Annotated in this window: 21 protein-coding genes; 5 read left to right on the forward strand and 16 right to left on the reverse strand. The window is 33.9% G+C overall.

The features are described from left to right. Position 1 precedes the first annotated feature (1 nt). The 15 genes from lepB to aroQ form a co-directional block, all read right to left on the reverse strand. Entirely contained in the window at positions 2–1,576 is a 1,575-nt protein-coding gene (lepB, locus tag EIG86_RS04160) for a signal peptidase I (protein ID WP_127844882.1), read from the reverse strand. 12 nt (positions 1,577–1,588) lie between these two features. Beyond that, the gene (gene dapB, locus EIG86_RS04165) at positions 1,589–2,308 is read right to left on the reverse strand and encodes a 4-hydroxy-tetrahydrodipicolinate reductase (RefSeq protein ID WP_127844883.1); all 720 of its coding nucleotides are present in this window, start codon (positions 2,306–2,308) and stop codon (positions 1,589–1,591) included. Next, complete coding sequence (locus EIG86_RS04170; protein ID WP_127844884.1) at positions 2,309–2,890, reverse strand: DUF5683 domain-containing protein; 582 nt, start codon at positions 2,888–2,890, stop codon at positions 2,309–2,311. Beyond that, positions 2,880–3,779, reverse strand: coding sequence for a ParB/RepB/Spo0J family partition protein (locus EIG86_RS04175; protein ID WP_127844885.1), 900 nt, complete (start codon positions 3,777–3,779; stop codon positions 2,880–2,882). Before EIG86_RS04175 ends, EIG86_RS04170 begins: the two co-directional genes overlap by 11 nt. Before the next feature lie 7 nt (positions 3,780–3,786). Then, entirely contained in the window at positions 3,787–4,551 is a 765-nt protein-coding gene (locus tag EIG86_RS04180) for a ParA family protein (RefSeq protein WP_127844886.1), read from the reverse strand. Between the two features lie 97 nt (positions 4,552–4,648). Next, positions 4,649–5,530, reverse strand: coding sequence for an SDR family oxidoreductase (locus tag EIG86_RS04185; protein ID WP_127844887.1), 882 nt, complete (start codon positions 5,528–5,530; stop codon positions 4,649–4,651). Between the two features lie 72 nt (positions 5,531–5,602). After that, positions 5,603–6,514 carry a 1,4-dihydroxy-2-naphthoate octaprenyltransferase gene (gene menA / locus EIG86_RS04190; RefSeq protein WP_127844888.1) on the reverse strand — a complete coding sequence of 304 codons (912 nt, stop codon included), beginning with the start codon at positions 6,512–6,514 and terminating at the stop codon, positions 5,603–5,605. Then, on the reverse strand, positions 6,515–7,852 hold the full coding sequence (gene purB, locus EIG86_RS04195) for an adenylosuccinate lyase (protein ID WP_127844889.1): 1,338 nt from the start codon (positions 7,850–7,852) through the stop codon (positions 6,515–6,517). It lies immediately after the preceding gene. 107 nt (positions 7,853–7,959) lie between these two features. After that, positions 7,960–9,183 carry a multidrug effflux MFS transporter gene (locus EIG86_RS04200; protein ID WP_127844890.1) on the reverse strand — a complete coding sequence of 408 codons (1,224 nt, stop codon included), beginning with the start codon at positions 9,181–9,183 and terminating at the stop codon, positions 7,960–7,962. A 172-nt stretch (positions 9,184–9,355) separates the two neighbouring features. Next, complete coding sequence (locus tag EIG86_RS04205; protein WP_127844891.1) at positions 9,356–11,764, reverse strand: alpha-ketoacid dehydrogenase subunit alpha/beta; 2,409 nt, start codon at positions 11,762–11,764, stop codon at positions 9,356–9,358. Positions 11,765–11,982: 218 nt separating this feature from the next. Then, positions 11,983–15,009, reverse strand: a complete 3,027-nt coding sequence (locus EIG86_RS04210; RefSeq protein WP_127844892.1) for an AAA family ATPase — start codon at positions 15,007–15,009, stop codon at positions 11,983–11,985. Positions 15,010–15,011: 2 nt separating this feature from the next. Further along, positions 15,012–16,217 carry an exonuclease subunit SbcD gene (gene sbcD, locus EIG86_RS04215; protein WP_127844893.1) on the reverse strand — a complete coding sequence of 402 codons (1,206 nt, stop codon included), beginning with the start codon at positions 16,215–16,217 and terminating at the stop codon, positions 15,012–15,014. Positions 16,218–16,229: 12 nt separating this feature from the next. Next, positions 16,230–16,907: a DUF2490 domain-containing protein gene (locus EIG86_RS04220; RefSeq protein ID WP_127844894.1), complete on the reverse strand. Its 678-nt coding sequence runs from the start codon at positions 16,905–16,907 to the stop codon at positions 16,230–16,232. 1 nt (position 16,908) lies between these two features. Next, on the reverse strand, positions 16,909–17,481 hold the full coding sequence (locus tag EIG86_RS04225) for a hypothetical protein (RefSeq protein ID WP_127844895.1): 573 nt from the start codon (positions 17,479–17,481) through the stop codon (positions 16,909–16,911). A gap of 22 nt (positions 17,482–17,503) precedes the next feature. Then, positions 17,504–17,920, reverse strand: a complete 417-nt coding sequence (gene aroQ / locus EIG86_RS04230; protein WP_127844896.1) for a type II 3-dehydroquinate dehydratase — start codon at positions 17,918–17,920, stop codon at positions 17,504–17,506. Positions 17,921–18,035: 115 nt separating this feature from the next. Here aroQ and EIG86_RS04235 point away from each other — a divergent pair, with 115 nt between their 5' ends. From EIG86_RS04235 to EIG86_RS04250, 4 genes are all read left to right on the forward strand, one after another. Then, positions 18,036–18,809: an XRE family transcriptional regulator gene (locus EIG86_RS04235; RefSeq protein ID WP_127844897.1), complete on the forward strand. Its 774-nt coding sequence runs from the start codon at positions 18,036–18,038 to the stop codon at positions 18,807–18,809. Continuing rightward, complete coding sequence (locus EIG86_RS04240; RefSeq protein WP_127844898.1) at positions 18,810–19,466, forward strand: DUF2461 domain-containing protein; 657 nt, start codon at positions 18,810–18,812, stop codon at positions 19,464–19,466. An 11-nt stretch (positions 19,467–19,477) separates the two neighbouring features. After that, positions 19,478–20,968, forward strand: coding sequence for a BCCT family transporter (locus EIG86_RS04245; protein ID WP_127844899.1), 1,491 nt, complete (start codon positions 19,478–19,480; stop codon positions 20,966–20,968). Between the two features lie 156 nt (positions 20,969–21,124). Further along, on the forward strand, positions 21,125–21,406 hold the full coding sequence (locus EIG86_RS04250; RefSeq protein WP_317129912.1) for a DUF202 domain-containing protein: 282 nt from the start codon (positions 21,125–21,127) through the stop codon (positions 21,404–21,406). Between the two features lie 19 nt (positions 21,407–21,425). On the opposite strand, the gene EIG86_RS04255 is transcribed toward EIG86_RS04250, so the two are convergent. After that, positions 21,426–22,667, reverse strand: a complete 1,242-nt coding sequence (locus tag EIG86_RS04255) for a 3-deoxy-D-manno-octulosonic acid transferase (RefSeq protein ID WP_127844900.1) — start codon at positions 22,665–22,667, stop codon at positions 21,426–21,428. Positions 22,668–22,753: 86 nt separating this feature from the next. Between EIG86_RS04255 and EIG86_RS04260 the strand changes: the two genes are divergently transcribed. Beyond that, on the forward strand, positions 22,754–23,920 hold the full coding sequence (locus tag EIG86_RS04260; protein WP_127844901.1) for a DegT/DnrJ/EryC1/StrS family aminotransferase: 1,167 nt from the start codon (positions 22,754–22,756) through the stop codon (positions 23,918–23,920). The last annotated feature ends 43 nt before the right edge of the window (positions 23,921–23,963 follow it).

Genomic DNA, 23,963 nt, shown 5'->3' on the forward strand with positions numbered 1-23,963 from the left:
ATTATTTAGATTTTTTGTTTTTGATGAAATAATTATAACCAATATACAAAACGACTGCAATTAAAAAATACACGAAGTAGGAGACTGGCTTGCCTTTACCACCAACAGTTGTAAATAAGCGCTCCCAACGTACTTTATCTATTAAACTTTTAGCATTTCCATCTAAACTCATCCATACAAAAACAGGTTTTCCGACAACATGATTAAAAGGCACATATCCCCAATATCTGCTATCTTCACTATTGTGACGATTGTCTCCCATCATCCAATAATAATCTTGCTTGAAGGTGTATTCTTCTATTGGTTCATCATTCATGTAGACTTTATTTCCACGGACTTCAAGCTTCTGTTGAATGCCCATTTCTTCACCTTCATAGACTTCAATGATTCGTCGATATAATGAAAAACTTTCAAGGTTTATATCGACAGTTTTACCAGCTTTTGGAATATAAATCGGTCCAAAATTATCTTTGTTCCAATCCACTTTTCCATTATTTGGAAAAATACCATCTTCTTTTTGTCCTTTTGGTGCAATCCAACGTTCTATATATTCTACATTCGGATGATTTTTTAATTTTTGGACGCCTTTTTCAGTTACAGATGTGAACTTGTATAAACGTTTAGACTGATCGATCCAACTTGCTCCGTCTGTGACATCATAAATTTCAATTAGACTCCGCGGATTGAAGCCTTGACCCTTACCTTGAACAATATACGAGTATTGCGGTTTAGCACGGTCAGGAAGCTGCAGAGGTTGGTTATTTACAAAAATTTTACCATCTACAATTTCTAATGAATCATCTGCAATAGCAACTGCTCTTTTAACGTAATTCGATTTTTTATCAATCGGTTTATCGTAGTGTCTCCCAGAATCATCTCTAAACATTCTCACCGTATCTACTGGCCAATTGAAGACAACAATATCATTTCTTTGAATATCTTGAAACCCCGGTAATCTCATATATGGAATCTGCGGCTTATTGAGATAAGATTTTATACCAACCAATGGAATTGTGTCATGAACCATTGGAAATGAAACTGCGGTTTGTGGCACTCTGGCACCATAGTGAAACTTACTGACAAAAAGGAAATCGCCAACCAACAAAGTTTTCTCAAGAGAAGATGTTGGAATCGTAAATGGCTGCATGATATAGGTGTGAACTATTGTTGCAGCAACAACCGCAAATAAAATAGAACTGACCCATTCGCCAGTTTTAGATTTTGCTTTTAGACTTCTGTTGCCAACATATTTGTGTTCCGCAAAATAATTGATATAATAAGTGTAAAAACCAAGAGTTACGATTTCAAGAATAGTGTCTGTATCCGAATTTTTACCAAAACTTCTAGCAGTTTCCACCCAAATAACTGGAAACATAATTAAATTTACAATAGGAATGAATAGCAGAAAAACCCACCACCAAGGTCTATTTATAATCTTGAAAAGCACAATGGCATTATAAATTGGAATTGCAGCTTCCCATGCCTGTCGCCCGGCGCTTTTGTACAATTTCCATGTGCCCAAAAAATGAACAACTTGAATTATAAGTATAAAAATTAACCATTCTGAAAAAGTCATAGGTTTTGGTTTTTAGTCGTTTTTATTTTTATTCTGAAGCACATTTTTCATTTCATAAACGCCTTCATCTTGATTTATAATCCATTCTGCAGCTACCACAGCTCCAAAAGCAAAACCGTCTCTGGATTTGGCTTCATGATTGATGTTAATTTTGTCAATTTCAGATTCATAAGTGATCTCATGAATACCGAAAATACCAGCTTTACGCTCTGCTTCAATCGGAATACTATTATTGTCCTGTTTGGGTGGATAATTCCAGTTTGTAAATCTTGTTTTATCGATAATTTGTTCTGCTAATGAAATGGCTGTTCCACTTGGTGCATCTTTTTTTTCAAGATGGTGGATTTCTTTTAAATTAACATTGTAGGAATCCATGTTTGCCATCATTTCGGCAAGATAGGCGTTCACTTCAAAAAAGATATTTACGCCTATGCTAAAGTTAGATGCGTATAGAAATCGACCTTTATGATCGCGACAAATATTTTTTGTTTTTTCAAATTTATCCAGCCAACCAGTAGTTCCTGATATTACAGGGATATTATATTTTAGGCAAGTTGTGATATTTTCAAATGCAGCTTCTGGTGTGCTGAAATCAATAGCAACTTCAGCGGATTTCAGTTTTTCAATATCGAGCTTTTCAGAGGTTTTAAAGACAATTTCATGTTGTCTATTTTGGGCAATTTTTTCAACTGTTTTTCCCATTTTTCCGTATCCCAGAATTGCAATTTTCATCTAGTTGAATTTAAAATTTAAACTTAATCCATAATCAATTCTACCGCTGATCACATTGGGTTCAAAATTGGGTTCCAAACTCAAATCTTCAGACACGTCAAACTGACTCAAATGTGCGTCAACATTGGCGTCAACAATATTTAGAATGTACAAACCAATGGTAGCTAAAATAGCTAATTCTTTATTTTTTCTGAATTGTTTTTGAGCAGAAATCAAACTTTCATCGGTCAAAATATCTTGAAATTCATCGTTTTCAAAGCCTGCCAAACGGCTTTTGTAGGCATCTCTATAACGTTGGTATTCTTTGTCGTTTTGAAATACTAAATACATCGTAAAACCTAAACCGCCGTAAACGATAGGAATTTTCCAATAACTGCCATTGTAAGCTTGTCCCAAACCTGGCAAAATAGCGGAGTAAAATGCTGCTTTCGAAGGTGCTAGCGGATCGTAAGGACTTGCGCTAAAGGCGTTTTCGGTTCTTAAACTGCCTTGCTGATCTAAAGCTAAAGTATCGTTTTGTCCAAAACTGAATTTTGTTGATAAGCACAACAAAAAGAATACAGCGAGAAGTTTAAGATTCACCTTGAATTAGTTTTTTGATTCTTTCAAAATCTTCATCAGAAGAAAACGGCACAATGATCTTTCCATTGCCTTTTTTATTGACTTTTAACTCAACTTTAGCACCAAAATGATTAGAGATTTGTTTCAAAGCTTTTTGCTTTTTCTCATCTATTTTCGGTGTTGAATCAGATTTTTTCCCTTTGTTTTGTTGAATTTGTCGGACAAGTTTTTCTGTTTCTCTCACAGAAAGTTTGTCTTTCAAAATTTGTTCATAAACTTCTAGTTGGATATTCGGGTCGGAAACATTGATTAACGCTCTGCCGTGTCCCATACTCAAAAACCCATCTCGCATGCCAGTTTGGATAATAGGATCTAATTTTAATAACCTTAAATAGTTGGCAATTGTAGATCTATTTTTTCCAATTCTGTCACTCATTTGCTCTTGTGTCAAATCAATTTCATCTATCAATCTTTGGTAAGACAAAGCAACTTCAATCGGGTCTAAATCTTGGCGTTGGATATTTTCTACCAAAGCCATTTCTAAAGATTCCTGATCGTTAGCAATTCTAATATATGAAGGTATGGTTTCCAGACCCAACATTTTGGATGCGCGGTAACGACGTTCACCAGAAACCAATTGGTATTTATTGAAATCTAGTTTTCTGACAGTAATTGGCTGAATGACTCCAAGTTCCCTAATCGAACTCGCGAGTTCTTTCAAAGCTTCTTCGCTGAAACTTGTTCTTGGCTGAAACGGATTGACATCAATAGCGTCGAGGCTGAGCTCAACGATACTCCCAACAACTTTGTCGGCATTTTTATCTTCAGCTGATTTTATATCGTTTTCAGGATCGCTCAATAATGCGGATAAACCGCGACCAAGAGCTTTCTTTTTAGTTGTTTTTGCCATTCGAATTTTACTTTGACTTTTTGATAATTTCTTCAGCTAAACTTAAATAATTATTGGCACCGCGACTGGCTGCATCATATTTAATAATGCTTTCACCATAACTTGGCGCTTCGCTCAAACGTACATTTCTTTGGATAATTGTATCGAATACCATATCGCTAAAGTGCTTTTTCACTTCTTCCACAACTTGATTGGATAAGCGCAATCTGGAATCGTACATTGTGAGCAAAAGCCCTTCAATACTCAATTCTTTATTATGAATCTTTTGAACACTTTTGATGGTGTTGAGCAATTTTCCTAAACCTTCTAGTGCAAAATACTCGCATTGAATAGGAATCAAGACTGAATCTGAAGCCGTAAGTGCATTTAGAGTCAATAAACCAAGAGATGGCGCGCAATCGATGATAATGTAATCGAATTTACTTTTCAAAGGAGTTATAGCTTTTTTCAACATGGATTCACGCTCATCTTCATCAACTAATTCCAATTCAATAGCAACCAAATCTATGTGGGAAGGAATCAATTCTACGTTTGGAGAATCTGTTTCTATGATGGCTTCTTCTGCATTTTTAGTATGTTCTAAAAGCTGATAAGTGCCAATTTCCACAGATTCCAAATCAATACCAAGACCTGAAGTCGCATTGGCTTGCGGATCGGCATCAATCAACAATACTTTTTTCTCTAAAACGCCTAAGGCAGCTGCTAAATTTACTGCTGTTGTGGTTTTGCCAACACCGCCTTTCTGATTCGCAATTGAAATTATTTTTCCCATTAATTTATCTTAATTTTGACCTGTAAAATTACAATTTATTACGCCATTTGAAAATTGATTTTACGCTTTCTGAATACTTTTTTATTTCAGTAATAAATTATTTTCTTTTTTGAGACCGGATCATTTGTTCAAGCTGATCCCACATCTCTGGTGAAATTTTTTCTAAAAGGTTGAACTGTCCAGCACCTTTCAGCCATTCACCACCATCTATAGTTATGATTTCACCATTCAAATATTGTGCGAAATCTGAAACTAAATAAGCGGCAAGATTAGCTAATTCTTGATGTTCGCCGACTCGTTTTAATGGCACTTTTTTAGCCAAATCAAATTTTTCTTTCAATTCACCAGGTAAAAGTCTGTCCCAAGCACCTTTAGTGGGAAAAGGTCCTGGCGCAATGGCATTAAAACGAATACCATATTTAGCCCACTCTACAGCCAGAGACCTTGTCATTGCTAAAACGCCAGCTTTGGCGGTAGCGCTTGGTACAACGAATGCAGAACCTGTCCAAGCGTATGTTGTGACAATATTCAATACAGTTTTATTGGTTTGTTTTTCTTTAATCCAATGTTTGCCAAGCGCCAAAGTGCAATTTTTTGAGCCTTTGAGGACAATGTCAATGATCGTGTCGAAAGCATTTGCAGAAAGGCGTTCTGTAGGTGAAATAAAATTTCCTGCAGCGTTGTTTAATAAAATGTCGATTTCACCAAAAGCTTGATGAGCTTGGTCAATCATATTTTCAACTTCTTCATAATGCCTTACATCGCATTGTAATGCGAGACATTTGCCATTGGTTTCAGCCTCAAGTTCGTCTGCTGTCTTTTTCAGTTTTTCTAGATCTCGACTAGTTATTACAACTTTAGCACCGAGTTCCATAAAATATTTGGTCATTGACTTGCCAAGACCGCTACCACCACCAGTGACGATGATTGTTTTGTCCTCTAAAGCGTCGTCGCGTAACATTTTCTTTTGAAAATTCATGATTTAAATTTTTTTCAATTTACGAAATTTAAAAAACTAAAAGTTCAGAACTGAATTAATTGAATGAGTTTTTTAATTGAAATAATAGACCAAGAATAAAAGCAGTGAAATTAAAAAAGTGCTCAAAGCTACTTTTTTTAATTCAGGGTCAAGATGCCTAGGGTTTTGGTAATTGTAAACTTTTTTTAGATGTATAAACAGAATTATAAAACCAGTAAACGGTAAATATACTATCCAATTATTAAATCCAAAATATTGAATCTGATAGGCAAGTAAAGAGAAAAATGAAACAATAATTAAGCTGAAATGATAAGTTTTGGCAAAACTTTTCCCAAACTTGACTACTAAAGTATTTTTTTGAGAATTTCGGTCACTATTTTCATCTCGCATATTATTTAGGTTTAGAACAGCAGAACTTAAAAGTCCAATGCTTGTTGCTGGTAAAATCAACCAAAAATCAATTGTTTTTGTCATTAAAAAATTTACTCCAATAACACTGACTAAACCAAAAAAAACAAAAACAAAAATATCGCCAAGTCCACGATAGCCGTAAGCAGAGTTGCCAACTGTGTATTTTATAGCTGCTAATATTGAAGCTATACCTAACGCAAGGAAAAGTAAAGAATACAAAAATTCATTTTTACCAAAACTGATATAAATTAAGCAAATGGCTAATATTAAAGTAATGATAGAAGTTATAATCATTCCTACCTTCATTTCTTTGTCAGTGATTGCACCACTTTGTAATGCACGAACTGGTCCAAGTCTTTCATCATTATCGGTGCCTTTGACACCATCGCCGTAATCGTTTGCGAAATTTGATAGAATCTGTAATCCTAGAGTTGTGGCTAATGCTAAGAAAAAAATACTTGAATTAAAATTATTGGACAAAAGCGCTGTTGCACTTCCAGTCAAAATACCAGAAATCGAAAGCGGCAAAGTTCTTAGCCTTGCAGCTGAAATCCATGCTGTTATTTTTTTCATTTAGATGCCAGTATAATTTTGCGGTGTAATGGCTTTCAATTCATTTTTCACACTTTCTGAAACCGAGAGAGTGTCTATGAAATCCGCAATACTTTTTTTATTGATTATTGTATTTGTTCTTGTCAATCCTTTGAGTGCTTCATAAGGTTTGTCAAATCCTTCACGTCTTAAAATTGTTTGAATTGCTTCGGCAACAACAGCCCAATTTTGTTCAAGGTCAGATTCAATTTTGGAAGAATTCAATAATAATTTATCCAAACCTTTGATGCTAGATTGTAAGGCAATTAAAGTATGACCAAATGGCACGCCAATATTTCGCAATACCGTGCTATCTGTCAAATCACGTTGCAAACGACTGATTGGGAGTTTGGCCGAAAGATGTTCAAATAACGCATTAGCAATACCGAGATTGCCTTCAGAATTTTCAAAATCAATAGGGTTCACTTTGTGTGGCATCGCAGAAGAGCCAACTTCGCCAGTCTTTATTTTTTGTTTGAAATAATCCATAGAAACATAACTCCATATATCTCTATTGAAATCTATAATGATATTATTGATGCGCTTCATGGCATCAAAAAGCGAAGCCATATTATCGTAATGCTCAATTTGTGTAGTTGGGAATGAATGATGTAAATTCAAAGTGTTTTCTACAAAATTTTCACCAAATTTTCGCCAATCTATACTTGGATATGCTACTTTGTGCGCATTGAAATTTCCAGTTGCACCACCAAATTTTGCTGAAAACGGAATTGTTTTTAATTGATTTATTTGTGTTTCAAGTCTGGTGACGAAAACCTGAATTTCTTTGCCTAATCGGGTTGGGGAAGCAGGTTGTCCATGTGTGCGAGCCAACATTGGAATTTGCTCCCATTCAGCAGATTTTGCAGATAATTTTACAACAAGATCTTGAAGATTTGGTAAATAAGTGTTTTCAATAGCATCTTTAAGACTAAGCGGTACAGCTGTATTATTGATGTCTTGTGAAGTCAAACCAAAGTGAATGAATTCTTTAGAATCGGTTAAACCCATATCATCCATACGTTCCTTGATGTAATATTCTACCGCTTTGACATCGTGATTGGTAATTTTCTCAATGCTTTTGATTTTCGTGGCGTCTTCAAAAGTAAAATCTTTATAAATCGATCTTAATTTTGGAAACAAAGAGGCATCGAAATCTTTCAATTGTGGCAATGGGATTTGACATAAAGCAATGAAATATTCAATTTCTACTTTTACGCGATAATTGATGAGCGCTTGCTCACTAAAATATTGACTTAAAGCTTCAGTTTTTCCAGCATACCTGCCGTCTATAGGAGAAATAGCGTTGAGCGAATTCATCGGATTTATTTTGATTTCGCTCACAAATATAAGCTTTCAACATTGAATTGTAAGCACATTGAAAAGCTATTTTTAGTTTTTCAAACAGACTCCTTTTTAAATAGTTTTCAATCTGATATTAACATTGCCTTTTTTTCCTTCAATTTAAATCTTACTAAAAGAAAACTACTCAAAAACAGGCAACCAAAAATTGTCAAAGCCATTGGCACAATACTGATTCCAGTGAATTTGCTAATTATGTATGAGGTTATAGCACCGAGACACATTTTCAAACTACCAACTAAAGCAGAAGCTCGACCTGCTCGTTTGGTAAAAGGAAATAAAGATAACGCAGTTGTATTTGGATTTTGAAATCCTAGTAAAAATAAAATAGCGAATAATAAGATTACAGTCACATAAAAGCTGTTGATAAACAAACTATTTAGCAAAAGAAATATTGCTAATCCTACTAAAATATAACTAATATAAAGCGTTAATGTAAAAGTTTTTATTCTGATTAAAATTGCACGATTCAATTGGCTACCTAAAATTAATCCCGATGCATTCAACCCAAAAAACCAAGCAAATTCTGTTTCAGACATACCGAATCTATCCATAAATAGAATAGGCGCATTCGAAATATAAGCAAACATTGCGCCTATAGTTAAGCTTCCTGCCATAGCAAATGTGAAGAACATTTTGTCTGTAAGAATACCTTTATATTTCAGAAAAATTTGTTTATATTTTAATTCTACAGTTTTATCGGGCGTGATACTCTCTGGTAAAAAAAGTAAAACACTGATAAACATAAGTGCAGCAAAAATAGCCAGAAACATGAAAATCATTTCCCAATTGAAATAGGCAATGACCATTCCGCCTAATGTTGGCGCAATAATTGGCGCTGCTCCCATGATTAGCATCAAAAATGAAATGGCGCGCGCGACTTCTTCTGGAGGGAAAATATCACGGATTACAGCTTTTGCGGCAACCATTCCTGCTGAAGCACCGACGGCCAGAAAAAATCTGGAAATAATGAGCCAGTAAATGTCTGGTGAATAAAAACAACTCAGTGCTGAAATCACATAAATCACCAAACCAATAAGCAAAGGTATTTTTCTGCCAAACTTATCCATAACTGGTCCGTATGCGAGTTGCCCTAATGCTATTCCTATAAAATAACTGGTTAACGAAATTCCAACTTGGGCTTTAGTCGTTTGAAAATCTGTAGCAATATGTTCAAAACTTGGCAAATACATGTCGATAGATAAAGGCCCGATGGCGATCATAGTGCCTAAAACCAATAAGATGATGTATTCTTGCTTTTTGTCTCGTATAACATTAGGATTTTGCATTTTGCAAATCTCAACTAATTTGTTTTGATAATTGGTATGCCTAATTTCAATTAACACTTAATTAGTATGCGAAAACCTTTTCGAGTTTCAATGCTTGTCTCGAAATGTTAAATAAAAAAACCTTACCAATTTTAAAATTGATAAAGGTTTTAATTTTTTTAAAGCTATGGAATTATTTCAATTTAGGAAATTCACTTGGTTTAAATTCGTGCATGATTTCATAAACTTTCTCAAAAACATCTTCTGAAGATGGTTTAGAAAAATAATCACCATCTGTACCATAAGCTGGTCTGTGTGCTTTTGCAGTTAGCGTTTGAGGTTTACTATCCAAATATTGATATGCATTTTGCTCATCCAAAACTTGTTGTAAAATATACGCAGATGCACCACCTGGAACATCTTCATCTATTACAAGCAAACGACTTGTTTTGGAGACACTTTTTACAATGTCATGATTTAAATCGAATGGCAATAAAGATTGACAATCAATAATTTCAATATCGATGCCGACTTCTTGCAATTCTTGCGCTGCTTTTTCAATAATTCTTAAGGTTGAACCGTAAGAAACCACGGTCAAGTCTTCACCTTCTCGAATAGTTTCAACTACACCAACAGGTGTTTTGAATTCACCTAAATTATTAGGCAGTTTTTCTTTTAAACGGTAAGCATTTAAGCATTCCACAATCAGTGAAGGTTCATCGCTTTCTAACATTGTGTTGTAGAAACCGGCGGCTTTAGTCATATTTCTTGGAACTAAAACATTGATGCCTCGAATCAAGTTCAAAATGCCACCCATCGGTGAACCTGAATGCCAAATGCCTTCCAGTCGGTGTCCGCGAGTTCTTACAATAAGCGGCGCTTTTTGTTTACCTTTTGTTCGGTAGGATAGCGTCGCCAAATCATCGCTCATAATTTGTAAAGCGTATAATAAGTAATCTAAATATTGAATTTCAGCGATTGGGCGTAAACCTCTCATTGCCATTCCGATACCTTGACCTAAAATCGTGGCTTCGCGAATTCCTGTATCAGCAACTCTCAGCTTACCATATTTTTTTTGAAGTCCTTCTAAACCTTGATTCACATCACCAATTTCTCCAGAATCTTCTCCAAAAATTAAGCTTTCAGGTCTAGTTTCAAAAATTTTATCAAAGTTGTCTCTCAAGACCACTCTTGCATCAACTTCTTCTACATCTTCAGCGTAAGTAGGTTCTACGGCTTCAATATTTATCGCTCGACCTTCATATGCACTCCATAAATTACTGCTATAATCAGGTTGTGTACGGTCAGAGAAATCTTCAATCCATTGAATTAGTTTTGTTTTGGCCTCAGATTCTTCGCCTCTTACGTAACGCAAAGCTTTTCTAGCTGTTGCTAAAATGACAGATTTTAAAGGTTCATCATTGTTTTTTAATTCATCGACTAGAGAGTTGATGAAATTTTTATTCTCAGAACTTTGTGCAAGATTCGTCAATAACTTAATGACAGTTTTATTTTCAGATTTGGCAGTTTTACCAAAAGCAGTCCAAGCAGCTTTTTTACCATCTCTAACTTCCTTTTTAATACTCTTTTCTATATCTTTTAATTCTTCATCAGAAGCGAAGCCGTTGGAAATCATCCATTCTCGCATTTTCACATTGCAGTCATGTTCTTTTTCCCACTCCAAACGGTCTTCACTTTTGTATCGCTCGTGTGATCCTGAAGTAGAGTGACCTTGCGGTTGGGTAATTTCTGTAACATGAATCAATACAGGAACATGTTCTTCTCTGGCAATTTTCTCAGCCTTTTGATAAGTCTCTATTAATGACGTGTAATCCCAACCTTTTACGACAAGAATTTCGTAACCGTTGGTGTCTTTTTCTTTTTGGAATCCTTTTAGAATTTCAGAAATATTTTCTTTTGTAGTTTGGTGTCTTGCGTGCACGGAAATGCCATAATCATCATCCCAAACATTTATTACCATAGGCACTTGCATCACACCAGCGGCATTGAAAGTTTCCCAAAATAAACCTTCACTAGTACTGGCATTACCAATGGTTCCCCAAGCAATTTCATCACCATTTTTAGAAAATTTTTCTGAATTGATGTTTTCTTCGTGACGATAAATTTTAGATGCTTGCGCTAAACCAAGTAAGCGAGGCATTTGCCCAGCAGTTGGAGAAATATCTGCGCTAGAATTTTTTTGTTCTATAAGGTTTTTCCAAGAACCATCTTCTTGCAAACTATGTGTCATAAAATGTCCGCCCATTTGGCGACCACCTGACATTGGTTCATCTTCTAAATTTGTGTTGGCGTATAATCCAGCAAAAAATTGCTCGACACTTAACTGTCCTATTGCCATCATGAAAGTTTGGTCTCTGTAATATCCAGAGCGGAAATCTCCGTTTTTGAAAGACTTCGCCCATGCCAATTGAGGCACTTCTTTTCCATCGCCAAAAATCCCAAATTTTGCCTTGCCGGTAAGCACTTCCCGTCTTCCCAAAAGACTGCATTCACGGCTGGTTACGGCTATTTTATAATCTTCTAAAACTTCCTTTTTAAAATCTTCAAAAGAAATATCTTCTTTCTGAATTTTGTCTTGCATTTTCTCTTTTTTTGAACTCTGGCGAAGATAATGAATTTAGACGAGAATAACATTCTAAGTGATTCAAAAATTATATTATCCGTAATTATAATTAAAATAGATTCACTTTTTTCAATTATTCTTGTTTAAATTAGATAATACTTATTAAAAACGGAATTATTCAGTCATTTATTTAATTGCCTAATATTTTTTATTGATAGATTTTTTACTAAAAAAACTTATCCAACAACTTTCAAACTACTATAACCTTGCGCATTTCTGTCCAAAACAATTTGAGTTTGGATGCGTTCCTTCAGGGCAGAAACATGACTAATAATACCGATGGTTTTATTACTTTCGGCTTGAAGTTTTTCTAAAGTATCCAGCGTTAAATCTAATGTTTCAGGATCTAAAGTGCCAAAACCTTCGTCGATAAATAAACTATTGATATCGATATTTTGCGCTGCCAAATCTGAAAGTGCCAAGGCCAAAGCCAAGCTGATCATAAAAGTTTCGCCGCCTGACAATGTTTTGACCGATCGCCGCATGCCGCCCATGTGTTGGTCGATAACGTAAAGTTGGTCTGGATTTTCATGATCCACTGCTTTGTCCAATTGATAGCGGTCATGCAGTTTTTCCAATCTTTTATTGCCCAAAACTATTAAATGTTTTAAGGTTAAATCCTGAGCGAATTTATTAAATTTATTTCCCGTTGCATCGCCGATGAGTTCATTTAGAACTTCCCATTTTCGGTTGTTTTTTTGTTCTTCTGAAATGTGTTTTTGAATCTTTTGATAATCGGATTCATATTCTTTGTTGTTTTTTAAAATCCGTTTGATTTCTGCTGAATTTTTTTGATCGGATTCTAAAATTTGCCGTTGTTCAGCAATGGCAGATTCGACATCTTCAGATTTTGAAAAATGCTTTAAATCAATATTTGAAATTTGCGTGTTTAAATTTTTTATTTTATCCTGAGTTGAATTTAAATCTTTATCGAGTTTGTGTTTTTGCTCAATCAAATCATTGTAAACTTTCGCCTGAAGTTGCGCTGATTTTGCTTCTTTTATATTTTTGAAATCTTCTTTAGTGACTTCATCTTGAAGCTTCGATTCCAAAATCGTATTTTGTTTGGTGTAGTTTTCTAAATCTTGAATTTTTCCTTTCAGATTTTTTTTATGGTGTTTCAAATTGGACTGTTGATTGGTCCAGTTTGATTTGAATTGTTTGACAACAGATTTTAAATTTTCTCCCTCGTACATCTCCTGAATATTCTGTTGAAGTCTTTTGCCCTCTTTGAAAATTTCAAGCATGTTTTGCGCTATTGGTAGTGCTTCATTAATGCTATTCAAATCTTGACTTTGAGATTTGAATGTCTTCAAATTTTCAAGCTTATTTTGACGAATTACAACTAATTCATCAAAATTCTTGTTATTAATATTCTCAAAAAAATCACCAAACTTCTTTTGAAATTCATCTTCAAGATTTTGTATTTGGCGACCTAATTTTTGCAATTCTTCATGTTCTTTGTCGTATTGTTCTTTTTTGAGTTTTAAATTCGATTTTAACTCAACCAATTTACTTTTTTTCGTTTCTAAATCTTGCTTTAAATCTGTGATTTTGGCGTCAAGTTGGTTTGGTTTTTCTGGCAGATGCTCTGCAAAAGGATGTTCAGTTGAACCGCATAAGGGGCAAGTTTCACCAGTTTTCAATCGCTTGCGCAAATCTTCTAATTCCAGTTTTAAATTCTCGTTTTCTTTTTGATGTTCTAGAATTTCCAAGTTTTTACCTTTAATTTCAACGTCTTTTTCCAACTTGGAAATTAACTCAGGCAATTGACTGATTTCCTGGTTGATTTTTGAAATCTCTTTTGTTAAATCTTGACTACGTTGCTGAATATGATCAAGATTTCCTTGAAGATGTTTTGCGTCTTTGATCTTATCAATTTCCAGATTCAGATTGTCAATTTTAACTTCAATATCTTCAACATCGGTGTTGAGTTTGTTTTTTAAATTATCATAAATCTTAGATTTCTGAGATTTAAGTTCTTTTAATTGTCCAATCAATTCCTCCAATAGATTATTTTGAAGTGAAACGTCAAGCTGCTTTAATTGTGGTTTAAGCAATTCTTTTTTAGACTTAAAAGCATCCAGTTTTTTGTCTTTCTGAATACGTAGATTCTCGTAGTTTTCAAGAAAATCATCTAAATCAGTTTCCAATTTCTCGGCTGAAGTATCGTGTTTGACAAGTTCTTCAACTTTATTTTGAAGCCTGTTCAATTCCGTTTCAAGCTGGGAAATGCTATCTTTTTCAGTTGAAATCGATGTTTTTGAGTCAAAAATTTTGACTTGCAAGTCGTCCCAAGTTCGCAAACTTTCTTCAAAACCCAAAGTTTTTTGATGCTTGGCGATTCGATTTTGATTTACATCATCGAATCTTGACTTATTTTGTTTTAATTGTTCAAATTGAGATTTTACTTTATTTAATTCAATTTTTAGCTTAGATATTTGCTTGATTTTTTCTGAATCTTTTTCGTATTCTTTGAGTAGTTGTTCTGTTTTGGAAATGCGTTTTTCGAGTTCAATGTTTTTAGCTTCGTAATTTTGAATATTCTCGTTACTCAATAATTTTTCTTCTAAATCATTCAATCTTAACTTTTGATCTTTGATTAGCTCCTGTAAGTCTTTATTTTTTTGATAAACTTGTATTCCGATTTTTCTGTAAATCGGTGTGTTGGTGATTTTTTCGAGCAATGCGCTGCGTTCTTTGTCGTCAGATTTTAGAAGTTTGGCAAATTCACCCTGAGAAAGCAAAACCGATTTTACAAATTGATCATAAGATAAGCCAATGAGTCGTTCGATTTCTTGTTCAACTTCGGTTTTCTTTTCGCTGAAAGATTTTTCCGATTGGTGGTCAAACAGTATCATATCATGGTCACGAAGCTTGTCATTTCGATTGGTAGAAATGGTCCAAGTCGCAGTGAAATCTCCAGATTTACAGTTGAATTTTACTTCAGCAAAGGCGTCTTTTTGGTATTTTGTCAGAATGCTGCCGTCTTGTTCTATACGGGTTTTGCTAATTTTTTCCAGACGTGGCGTTTTACCGTAAAGCGCTAAACAAATGGCATCTAAAATAGTGCTTTTCCCACTTCCTGTCGCACCAACAATGGCGAACAATCCGCCATCACTAAGCGGCGGCGCTTCAAAATCGATATTATGCTCGCCTTTTAGTGAATTGATATTTTTGAATCGAAGGTGTAAGATTTTCATAATTAGTAAATGTTCAATTCGTCTAAAATACTTTCAAAAGCATCGATTAGCTCTATTTTTGAAACTTCGGTTTCGTCTGTAGCATCCAGTTTTTTTCGAAACACATCCGACACATTTAAATCCTGAATATTGTCTTCAGATTTATATAAATCAGCGCTACCTTTGGGTTGATTTTGATAAGAAATTTTGTGTTTGACAATTTTGCAATTTTCAGTTGAAAAATTTTCAATCAGACTTTCTAATTCTGCATTTTTTGTGGCTGAAAAATCAATATCCTGCATTTGAATTTCAATCAAAGTGTCTAATTCTTCTGAATTTTCGACCTGTTCTAATTTAGTTCGGATGTCGTCTAAATTTCCTTTGATTAATTTTAAATTTCTGAATTTTGGTACAGACAAACTTTGAGGCTCAAAATCGGTTTCAGTATCGATAATTAGAATTCGTTTGTCATTTTTGCGTTCGCTGAAAGACAGTGGAATAGGGGAGCCGCTATAAAAAATAGGCGTTTTTGCATTTAGTTTTTGAGGTTTGTGAATATGACCAAGCGCTATATAATCGTATAAATTGCCAAAATGTTTGGCTTCCAAACCGGCTAAATTTCCGATTTGTATGTCGCGCTCACTGTCAGATAAAGCGACACCTACGGCATATAAATGTCCCATGCCAAGGAGTGGTTTGTCTGGGAATTTTGTTTTTGAAACCTTTGCGGTTTCCTGAAAATGATAGGCAATGCTGTGTTGAATTGCTTCTATTTTGCTATCGTAATCTTCTGCTTTGTATTGTTTTTTCAAATCCTGACTTCTCAAATATGGAATTGCTGCCACGACAATTTCAACTTCATTGTTTTTCAAAATAGGAATTAGACAATCTTCAACATTTTCGGGCATCCTGCCTATGACGTGAATATCGAGTTGATTGAGCAATTCTTTGGGCGCATCCAAGACATTTGGCGAATCGTGATTACCGCCAGTGAGAATGATTTTTAAGTTGAATTTTTTCAACTTCATCAAGGTTTGATAATACAAAGTTCTGGATTCACTCGATGGGTTCGAGAAATCGAAAATATCACCAGAAACTAATAAAACATCGATGTTTTCGTTTTGAATAACTTCACACAACCAATCGACGAAAAGCGAGAAATCTTGGTGCAAATCTACTTTGTGCAGTTTTTTACCAATGTGCCAATCTGCGGTGTGAAGTATTTTCATGAAATTAGATTTTTAGAGCGATTTGTAATATCCGACTTTAAACCAGAGTCGATTTCGAAATCTGTTGTCTACCAAATAATCATCCGTACGGTAGTCCAACCCAACTTCAAATTTGTTTTTGTCATCGATATAAAAACCGAGTGCGCCGGCCAAACGATTTTCAATATCATCGTCGCCATCTTGCGTCATATAAATAATTTCGTTAGAAAATGCTAAATAATTTTCGCCTGGATCCAAACTAACGCCGTTAAGTGGAATTTGACTTTTAAGTCTGTAACGCGCTCTGAATAAGAATTTCTCATTTTTAAAAAATGTCTGATCTGTTCTGATTCTATGCCCAATTCTGAACATCGAACTGCGTTGCAAAATAGACACTTGCTGAATCGGCCGATGTGTGTTTTCGCCTTCCTCAATTCTGTATTGGTAACCGATATCAACTTTGATAAACGGAGATAAACGCCTGCCGACGAAGGTTTGTAAATCTGTTAAACTGTGATTATAATCAAATTTATCGTCCAACGTTTGATCGTTGTAAACGAAATGTTGCGATTCAACTTTATGTGTGACAGAATATTTTTCAGAAATTTTATAACTCAATGAAGCTTCGGGAAAAAAACCACCCAAAGAACGCGTTTGTGCATAAGAATTCATTGCGAAGCAGGTCGCTAAAATAAATATAAACTGTTTCATATTAGTAATCTAAATTATCAGTGGCTTTGATGTTTACGATTCGTTTTTCAAGAAGTTTTCCGTCCTGATCAAAAAGTCCTTCCCAAAGTTCGTCTGCGTCTTCATTTTTGCCATAAAATTCAATTTCGTAATTTATAGTTAAATCCTCGTCGTGTTCATCTTCATCTATTAAATCTTCCAAATCATCGCCGTCACCAGTATATTGAATTTGAATTTTTTTAATAGAAAATTTACTATAATTTTCATCAAAATATTGCTGAATTTTTTGTTTTGCATGTGTTTTAATTTCGTTCTGATCTATTAAAATTTCGATATTAACGATTTCTCCAGAAGTATCGAATTCTACACTATGTTTATTGTTTTTCCAAAATAATTTGGCTTCATAAGCTTTTTTAGTACCATCGGTTTGAAAATACCATTTTACACGAGATTTTTTCTCGTAAGCATCTTTCATCCATTCTTTTGCAGATTCAGGTACTTGCTTTTTCTTGACGCGTTTTTCAACTTCATTTTTTTCTTGGGCGAAAACAATTGAAAAACAAAATAATAATAAAATTGTGGTTATATTTTTCATGTGTTTTAATTTTTATGGAATATTAATCTAAAAAACTTTTTACTGCTAAATTATAACTTCTTAAACCAAAACCGCTAATAGTGCCGAGCACGACCGGAGAAATGAAAGATTTTTTTCTGAATTTTTCTCTAGCTTGAGGATTGGAAATGTGAACTTCAACTACTGGAGTTTCTATTGCCTTGATAGTGTCTGCAATGGCAATTGAAGTATGCGTAAAAGCTGCTGCATTCAGAATAATGCCGTCTACATTGTCGTCGGCTTCTTGTAATTCTGAAATAATTTCACCTTCAATATTAGACTGAAAATAGGACAATTCAGCAGATTTGAATTCAAATTGAAGCTCTGTAAAGTAATCTTTAAAACTCCTACTACCGTATATTTCTGGTTCACGTTTGCCCAAAATATTGAGGTTTGGTCCGTTGATGACGTGTATTTTCATGATGTTTAACTTTAGAATTCAAATTTATTAAAATATTTGATGAGAAAACTTTTTATTGATTAGGATTTTTTCCTTTATTTAGCGGATATATTCCGAATTTAAATTAAATTTGAGCATGAAATCAGATTTACCTATAGAAATTCAGCGTTTTAAACAAGTTCGCGAAGAGCACAATTTTACTCAAACTGAATTTGCAGAAGTCCTTAATATCAAAAATTCTACCTCGGATATTGAACGCGGACGGACCAAACTTTCCGGACAAGTTGTGATGCAGCTTTTAAAGATTTTTGAAATCAATCCATTGTGGATTTTTGGTGAAAGTTTTCAGAAAAAGTTAGACGTACATCATATCAATTCCATGCCGAAAGTGATTTCAATTTCTGAAGACAACAATAGAGAAAATATGTTGCTGGTGAACCAAAAAGCAGCTGCCGGCTATCCGCAGAATATTGGTGATGCTGAATTTTACCAGCAATTACCAGCTTTTGAAATGCCAATTCCACAATTCAGAAATGCATCTTTTCGTGGTTTTCAAATAGAAGGCGATAGTATGGAGCCGAATTTCAGAGCTGACGATTGGGTTTTGGGCAAGTCTGTAGAAAGTTTGCAACAAGCCAACAATCATAAAGTTTATGTCTTTGTTTTGCAAGATTCTGTATTGGTCAAAAAATTACACAAGCATCCCAATTCTCATAAAGTGTCGCTGATTTCTACCAATTCGTATTATCCGCCTTATGAAATTGAAGCTTCAGAAATTCAAGAAATATGGGAAGTGACAAGCAAATTGACTTTTTCCATAAATGAAAATTCTGAAAATAGCATGTTGAAAAAATTGGAGCAATCTATGGAAGATTTGAAAGCGCAACTTCATTCTATTAAAAAAGTTTAGATGGATTTTAAAAATTTATTTGATTTTCTTGAAACCTTGAATGCCAATAATCATAAAGATTGGATGGATGAAAATAGGGATTGGTACGAGAATGTAAAAGCCGATTACGTGAAATGGCTCGAAGATTTGGATGATCAACTATCGAAATTGGATGAAAATTACTATTCGTCTTCAGGAAAAAAAGCTATTAATCGTATTAATAATAACTTGTTATATCACCCAGACAAGCCAACTTATAAAGATCATTTTGGTGCTGGTTTGGACAAAAGACCAAAAACTGGCGACTTCTATATTCATTTAGGTATTGAAGAGATTTTTGTAGCAGGAGGTTTTTATAAACCCAAATCAGAACTTTTAAAGAGCATTCGTTCAGCTATAGATTATAATGGTGATGAATTCAAAGAAATTTTGAATGAAAAGAAATTTCAGGAACATTTTGGCGGGTTAATGGAAGATGAAGATAAATTAAAGACTTCTCCAAAAGGATTTTCACAGGATCATAAACACATCGATTTACTTCGATATAAGAGTTTTGCAGCTATGAAGCATTTTAAAAGAAATGAAGTCTTAGCTGAAAATTTTAAAGATAAAGTTATAGAAGCCTATGATGTAATGTTACCTTTCAGGCGATATTTGAATAAAGCCGTCACGGTTTAATCTTTCTTTTTTTGAAACTATTTCAAAGTAATAACCGTCTATTATTATACAGTTTGTTCCTGCTTGGAATAACAGGTTTAGGCTTTATAGTTTTTCCAGAAACTTCTTTTCAGCTGATAAATCAGGCTTCCATTTGGATTAGACGAATTTTTGGTCAATTCTACTTAATTTTAGGATTAGTCATCTTAATCTATTTAATAATCATTGCCATTTCTCCTTTTGGTCGATTAAAGTTAGGGAAATCTAAACCAGAATACTCTTTTGCATCTTGGCTAGCGATGATGTACTCGACAGGAATGGGCGCTGGAATTATTTTGAGAGCCGTCCAAGAACCTGTTTTTATGATGCAAAACCCTGGTATAGAAATTTCCAGGTCAGAAATAATTCATGGTTTGGAGATGACTTTTTACCATTGGGGGTTTACGGCTTGGGCATTTTATGGACTTTTCGCTCTCTTTATAGCTTATTTGCTATTTATCAAAAATAAAAACATCCAACTTAGCCATATTATTCCGAATTTCAACCATAATTTTTCAACAAAAACCATTGACTTATTAGTGATTCTTACCACGGTTTTTGGTGTAGTGAGTGCAGTAGCGCTTGGCATCAGGCAAATGGAAGGTGGTTTGAATTATATTACAGAAAAAACTTTGGGTTTTACAATAAGTTTCTTTTTGTGTATTTTAATTTTTGCCATAGCTCTTTATTCTTCCATCCAAGGCTTAAGGACGGGTATTCGTCGTTTATCTAATATCAATATTGGACTTACTTTGTTGCTATTGTTTTATGTTATTTTCCAAAGCGACTTTAGTTTGATTATTAGCAATCTAACAGAAACTTCAATAGCACTTTTTGTAGATTTTATTCCATTGAGTTTAGCCACTGGAGATTTTAATTTCGATGAGATTTTTTTGTCGGATTGGACTTACTATTATTGGGCATTTTGGATAGCTTGGGCGCCATTTACAGGAATTTTTATTGCAAGAATTTCGAAGGGAAGAAGCATAAGACAGCTTATTTTAGGAGTTCTTATTATACCTAGTTTAGGTTCATTTATTTGGTTTACAAGTTTCGGGACTTCTGCAATTGAACTTATAGAGTCCGGTGTGGTTTCAAATTTTGCTTTTAACGATGTTTTTTCTGCCACTTTTGTTTTCTTAGAGCAATACACATTAGGTTTCTATGCGATAATTTTGGCTATTTTTTTGTTGTTAGGTTTTTTAATAACTTCTGTGGATTCAGCTATTTTTGTATTGAGCATGTTTTCAGACCTTACTAAAATCAATCCCTCTTCCTATCATAAGTGGATTTGGGGCATAGTTTTATTCATTGTAACACTTGGTTTTTTGATTTTAGGGAAATTCAGTCAGGCAACAGATATTTTGGATGCTGTTCAAAAACTCCTTATCGTCAGTTCACTTGCGCTTGCTCTACTTAGCCTTGTTTTTATAGTTTTTTTCACTCTAGGACTATATCGAAATCATAAGGCTAAGAAAGAATAATTTCAAAATTTTTTATTTTAATTCATAATTGTATATTTAACTCAATGATTTTTTTCAGAAGTTTTTGCATATTTCAGCTTAATTATCTGGATTGTTTAATTAAAAAAATTCTTTATCATTTCCTTTTAAATCATGAAAAAACAATTAAAAAGAATAGTGAAATTTACCGACGATTACACGAATGAGGAACGCATTATTTTGCGTGATCATTTGGCGATGGAACGTACAAAATTAGCTAATGAACGCACGCTTTTGTCTTATTTAAGGACCTCTCTGTATTTGCTCTTAGGAGGAACTGCTCTTCTCAGTTTGAAAAATAAAAGTTTTGAAGACCTAAAAATCATTGGCTACATTGCCTTGTCTCTAAGTGTCATTTTTTTGATTATCGGCATAACAAGATTTATACAGTTGAAAAGACATTTGCGTAACTTTAAATAAATTTTGAAATACAAATCACCTAAAAATCATTTTCAACAGTAGCCAAAATAGTTTTTGTTGCTCCAGCTTGTGAATTTACAAAATGACCACAAATTTCTCCAGTTTTTTCTCTGAATGCTTTATTTTCAATCATTTTACTGAAAATATAATCAAATTCTTTTTCGTCTGAAACGCTGTAAAGACCAGCGAGTTTGCGCAATGAAATGGCTTCGGGAAATCTTTTAAAATTCTTCCCAATAATAATTGGTACACCAAAAGCGGCAGGTTCCAAAATATTATGCAAACCGTCTGTTCCCATGCCACCACCAACATAAGCAATATCTGCATAACTGTAAATTTTGGTCAGTAAACCAATGGTATCGATAATCAAAACATCGAATTTTTTCAAATCTTGATTTTCTATTTCAGAATAGCAAATTACTTTTTTAGAAATACGAGATTTTAATTTTTGAATTTTTTCAGATTTGATTTGGTGCGGTGCTATGATGAACTTTATTCCAGATTTTGTTTTATTCAAACTATTTAGATAAACCGATTCGTCCTCTGGCCATGAACTTCCAAAGACAATATTCATTTCACTTTCAGCTGTGAATTCATCTAAAAATGGCAGTTTATTGTTCATTTTCAATTGAGCTGTCACTCGATCAAACCTTGTATCTCCAGAAATACTAACATTTTCAAAGCCTTGATCTTTCAATAGTTGAAAAGAAATTTCATTTTGAACAAAAAGATGCTCAAACTGATGTAAAGCTTTTCGCATGAATTTTCCCATTGGTCTAAAATACAATTGATTTTCTCTGAAAAGCCCAGAAATTAAATAGGTTTTAATTTTAGCATGGCTTAATTCATTTAAAAAATTTGGCCAAACTTCATATTTTACAAAGAAGGCGATTTCAGGATTCAAAATCTTGATAAATTTTTCAGCATTCGATTTGGTATCGAGAGGTAAATAAGTAACAATGTCGATGTTAGAATCATTTTTTTTGACTTCAAATCCAGAGGGCGAAAAAAAACTGACTGCAATTTTATATTTCGGAAATTTGTTGCGGATCGCATTAATTACTGGTAAAGCTTGTTCAAATTCACCTAAAGAAGCTGCATGGAACCAAATAATTTTATCATCAGAATTAACTTTAGAAACTAAGTCAGCGAAAAGATTTTTTCTTCCATTTACAAATGCTTTTAATTTTGAATTGAAAAAACCAAGAAGTGGTAAAAGCCGATTGATGATTTTAATTAAAAGTTGATAAAGAAATTTCAAAATTTTTTTCTTCAAAAATAAGCTTTTGTAAGAAACAACAGTTTTAAAGTTTTATATTTATATTTTTGTGAAACTTAAAATTGACTATGAACAAACTACAAATGGTTGACCTAAAAGGTCAGTATGAAAAAATTAAAGAAGAAGTAGACAATTCAATAATGGATGTTGTCAATTCTACAGCCTATATCAACGGACCAACGGTAAAAAGTTTTCAGACCGATTTAGAAAATTATCTGAACGTAAAACACGTTATTCCCTGTGCAAATGGTACAGATGCACTCCAAATTGCAATGATGGGTTTAGGTCTAAAGCCTGGTGATGAAGTAATTACTGTAGATTTTACTTTTGCGGCAACGGTTGAAGTCATTGCCCTTTTGAATCTTACACCAGTTTTGATAGATGTTGATGAAAAAACTTATAATATAGATATTGAAGCTTTAAAGAAAGCGATTACACCAAAAACAAAAGCGATCGTACCTGTGCATTTATTTGGTCATGTTTCTCAGATGGATGAAATCATGGAAATTGCCAAAGCTCATAATTTATATGTTATTGAAGATAATGCACAAGCTATTGGTGCAAATTATACTTTTAAAGATGGCAGACAACAAAAAGCCGGAACAATTGGTGATGTTGGTGCGACTTCATTTTTTCCATCAAAAAATTTAGGTTGTTACGGCGACGGTGGTGCTATTTTTACTAATAATGATGAATTGGCACACACTATAAGGGGAATTGTGAATCATGGAATGTATGAGCGTTACCATCATGATGTGGTTGGTGTAAATTCTAGATTAGATAGTATTCAAGCATCAGTTCTAGGTGTAAAATTAAAGTATCTAGATACTTACAACGCTGCTAGACAAAATGCTGCTAGACAATATAATGAGGCTTTAAAAGTTTCTGAACATATTATTACACCAAGTACGGAAACTCATAAAAAATGCGATAATTCTGAAGGAATTTGCGATACTTGTGATTGCCATGTTTTTCATCAATATACTTTGAGAATCACGAACGGTAAACGTGATGAATTGGCAAATCATCTAAAAGAATTAGGGATTCCTTTCGGAATTTATTATCCCATTCCATTGCACTTGCAAAAAGCTTACAAAGATGAACGTTATAATGAAGGAGATTTTACAGTAACGAATCAATTGGTGAAAGAGGTCATTTCTTTACCAATGCATACCGAACTGGACAAAGACCAAATTGAATATATTACTGCTGAAGTATTGAAAATCGTTGGCTAAACTTATAATATAATGTAATTTGAAAAGAGGTTTTATTTTTAAA

Source organism: Psychroflexus aestuariivivens (genome assembly GCF_004010055.1).
In the GTDB taxonomy this organism is placed as follows: domain Bacteria; phylum Bacteroidota; class Bacteroidia; order Flavobacteriales; family Flavobacteriaceae; genus Psychroflexus; species Psychroflexus aestuariivivens.

Excerpts from the sequence above, each read along its gene's own strand:
- EIG86_RS04200 (WP_127844890.1), bottom strand. The coding sequence starts at position 9,183 with ATGCAAAATCCTAATGTTATACGAGACAAAAAGCAAGAATACATCATC.
- purB (WP_127844889.1), bottom strand. The coding sequence starts at position 7,852 with ATGAATTCGCTCAACGCTATTTCTCCTATAGACGGCAGGTATGCTGGA.
- EIG86_RS04185 (WP_127844887.1), bottom strand. The coding sequence starts at position 5,530 with ATGAATTTTCAAAAGAAAATGTTACGCGACGACGCTTTAGAGGACAAA.
- lepB (WP_127844882.1), bottom strand. The coding sequence starts at position 1,576 with ATGACTTTTTCAGAATGGTTAATTTTTATACTTATAATTCAAGTTGTT.
- EIG86_RS04240 (WP_127844898.1), top strand. The coding sequence starts at position 18,810 with ATGGATTTTAAAAATTTATTTGATTTTCTTGAAACCTTGAATGCCAAT.
- EIG86_RS04210 (WP_127844892.1), bottom strand. The coding sequence starts at position 15,009 with ATGAAAATCTTACACCTTCGATTCAAAAATATCAATTCACTAAAAGGC.
- EIG86_RS04205 (WP_127844891.1), bottom strand. The coding sequence starts at position 11,764 with ATGCAAGACAAAATTCAGAAAGAAGATATTTCTTTTGAAGATTTTAAA.
- EIG86_RS04225 (WP_127844895.1), bottom strand. The coding sequence starts at position 17,481 with ATGAAAAATATAACCACAATTTTATTATTATTTTGTTTTTCAATTGTT.
- EIG86_RS04180 (WP_127844886.1), bottom strand. The coding sequence starts at position 4,551 with ATGGGAAAAATAATTTCAATTGCGAATCAGAAAGGCGGTGTTGGCAAA.
- EIG86_RS04175 (WP_127844885.1), bottom strand. The coding sequence starts at position 3,779 with ATGGCAAAAACAACTAAAAAGAAAGCTCTTGGTCGCGGTTTATCCGCA.
- aroQ (WP_127844896.1), bottom strand. The coding sequence starts at position 17,920 with ATGAAAATACACGTCATCAACGGACCAAACCTCAATATTTTGGGCAAA.
- menA (WP_127844888.1), bottom strand. The coding sequence starts at position 6,514 with ATGAAAAAAATAACAGCATGGATTTCAGCTGCAAGGCTAAGAACTTTG.
- EIG86_RS04260 (WP_127844901.1), top strand. The coding sequence starts at position 22,754 with ATGAACAAACTACAAATGGTTGACCTAAAAGGTCAGTATGAAAAAATT.
- EIG86_RS04235 (WP_127844897.1), top strand. The coding sequence starts at position 18,036 with ATGAAATCAGATTTACCTATAGAAATTCAGCGTTTTAAACAAGTTCGC.
- EIG86_RS04220 (WP_127844894.1), bottom strand. The coding sequence starts at position 16,907 with ATGAAACAGTTTATATTTATTTTAGCGACCTGCTTCGCAATGAATTCT.
- sbcD (WP_127844893.1), bottom strand. The coding sequence starts at position 16,217 with ATGAAAATACTTCACACCGCAGATTGGCACATTGGTAAAAAACTGCAC.
- dapB (WP_127844883.1), bottom strand. The coding sequence starts at position 2,308 with ATGAAAATTGCAATTCTGGGATACGGAAAAATGGGAAAAACAGTTGAA.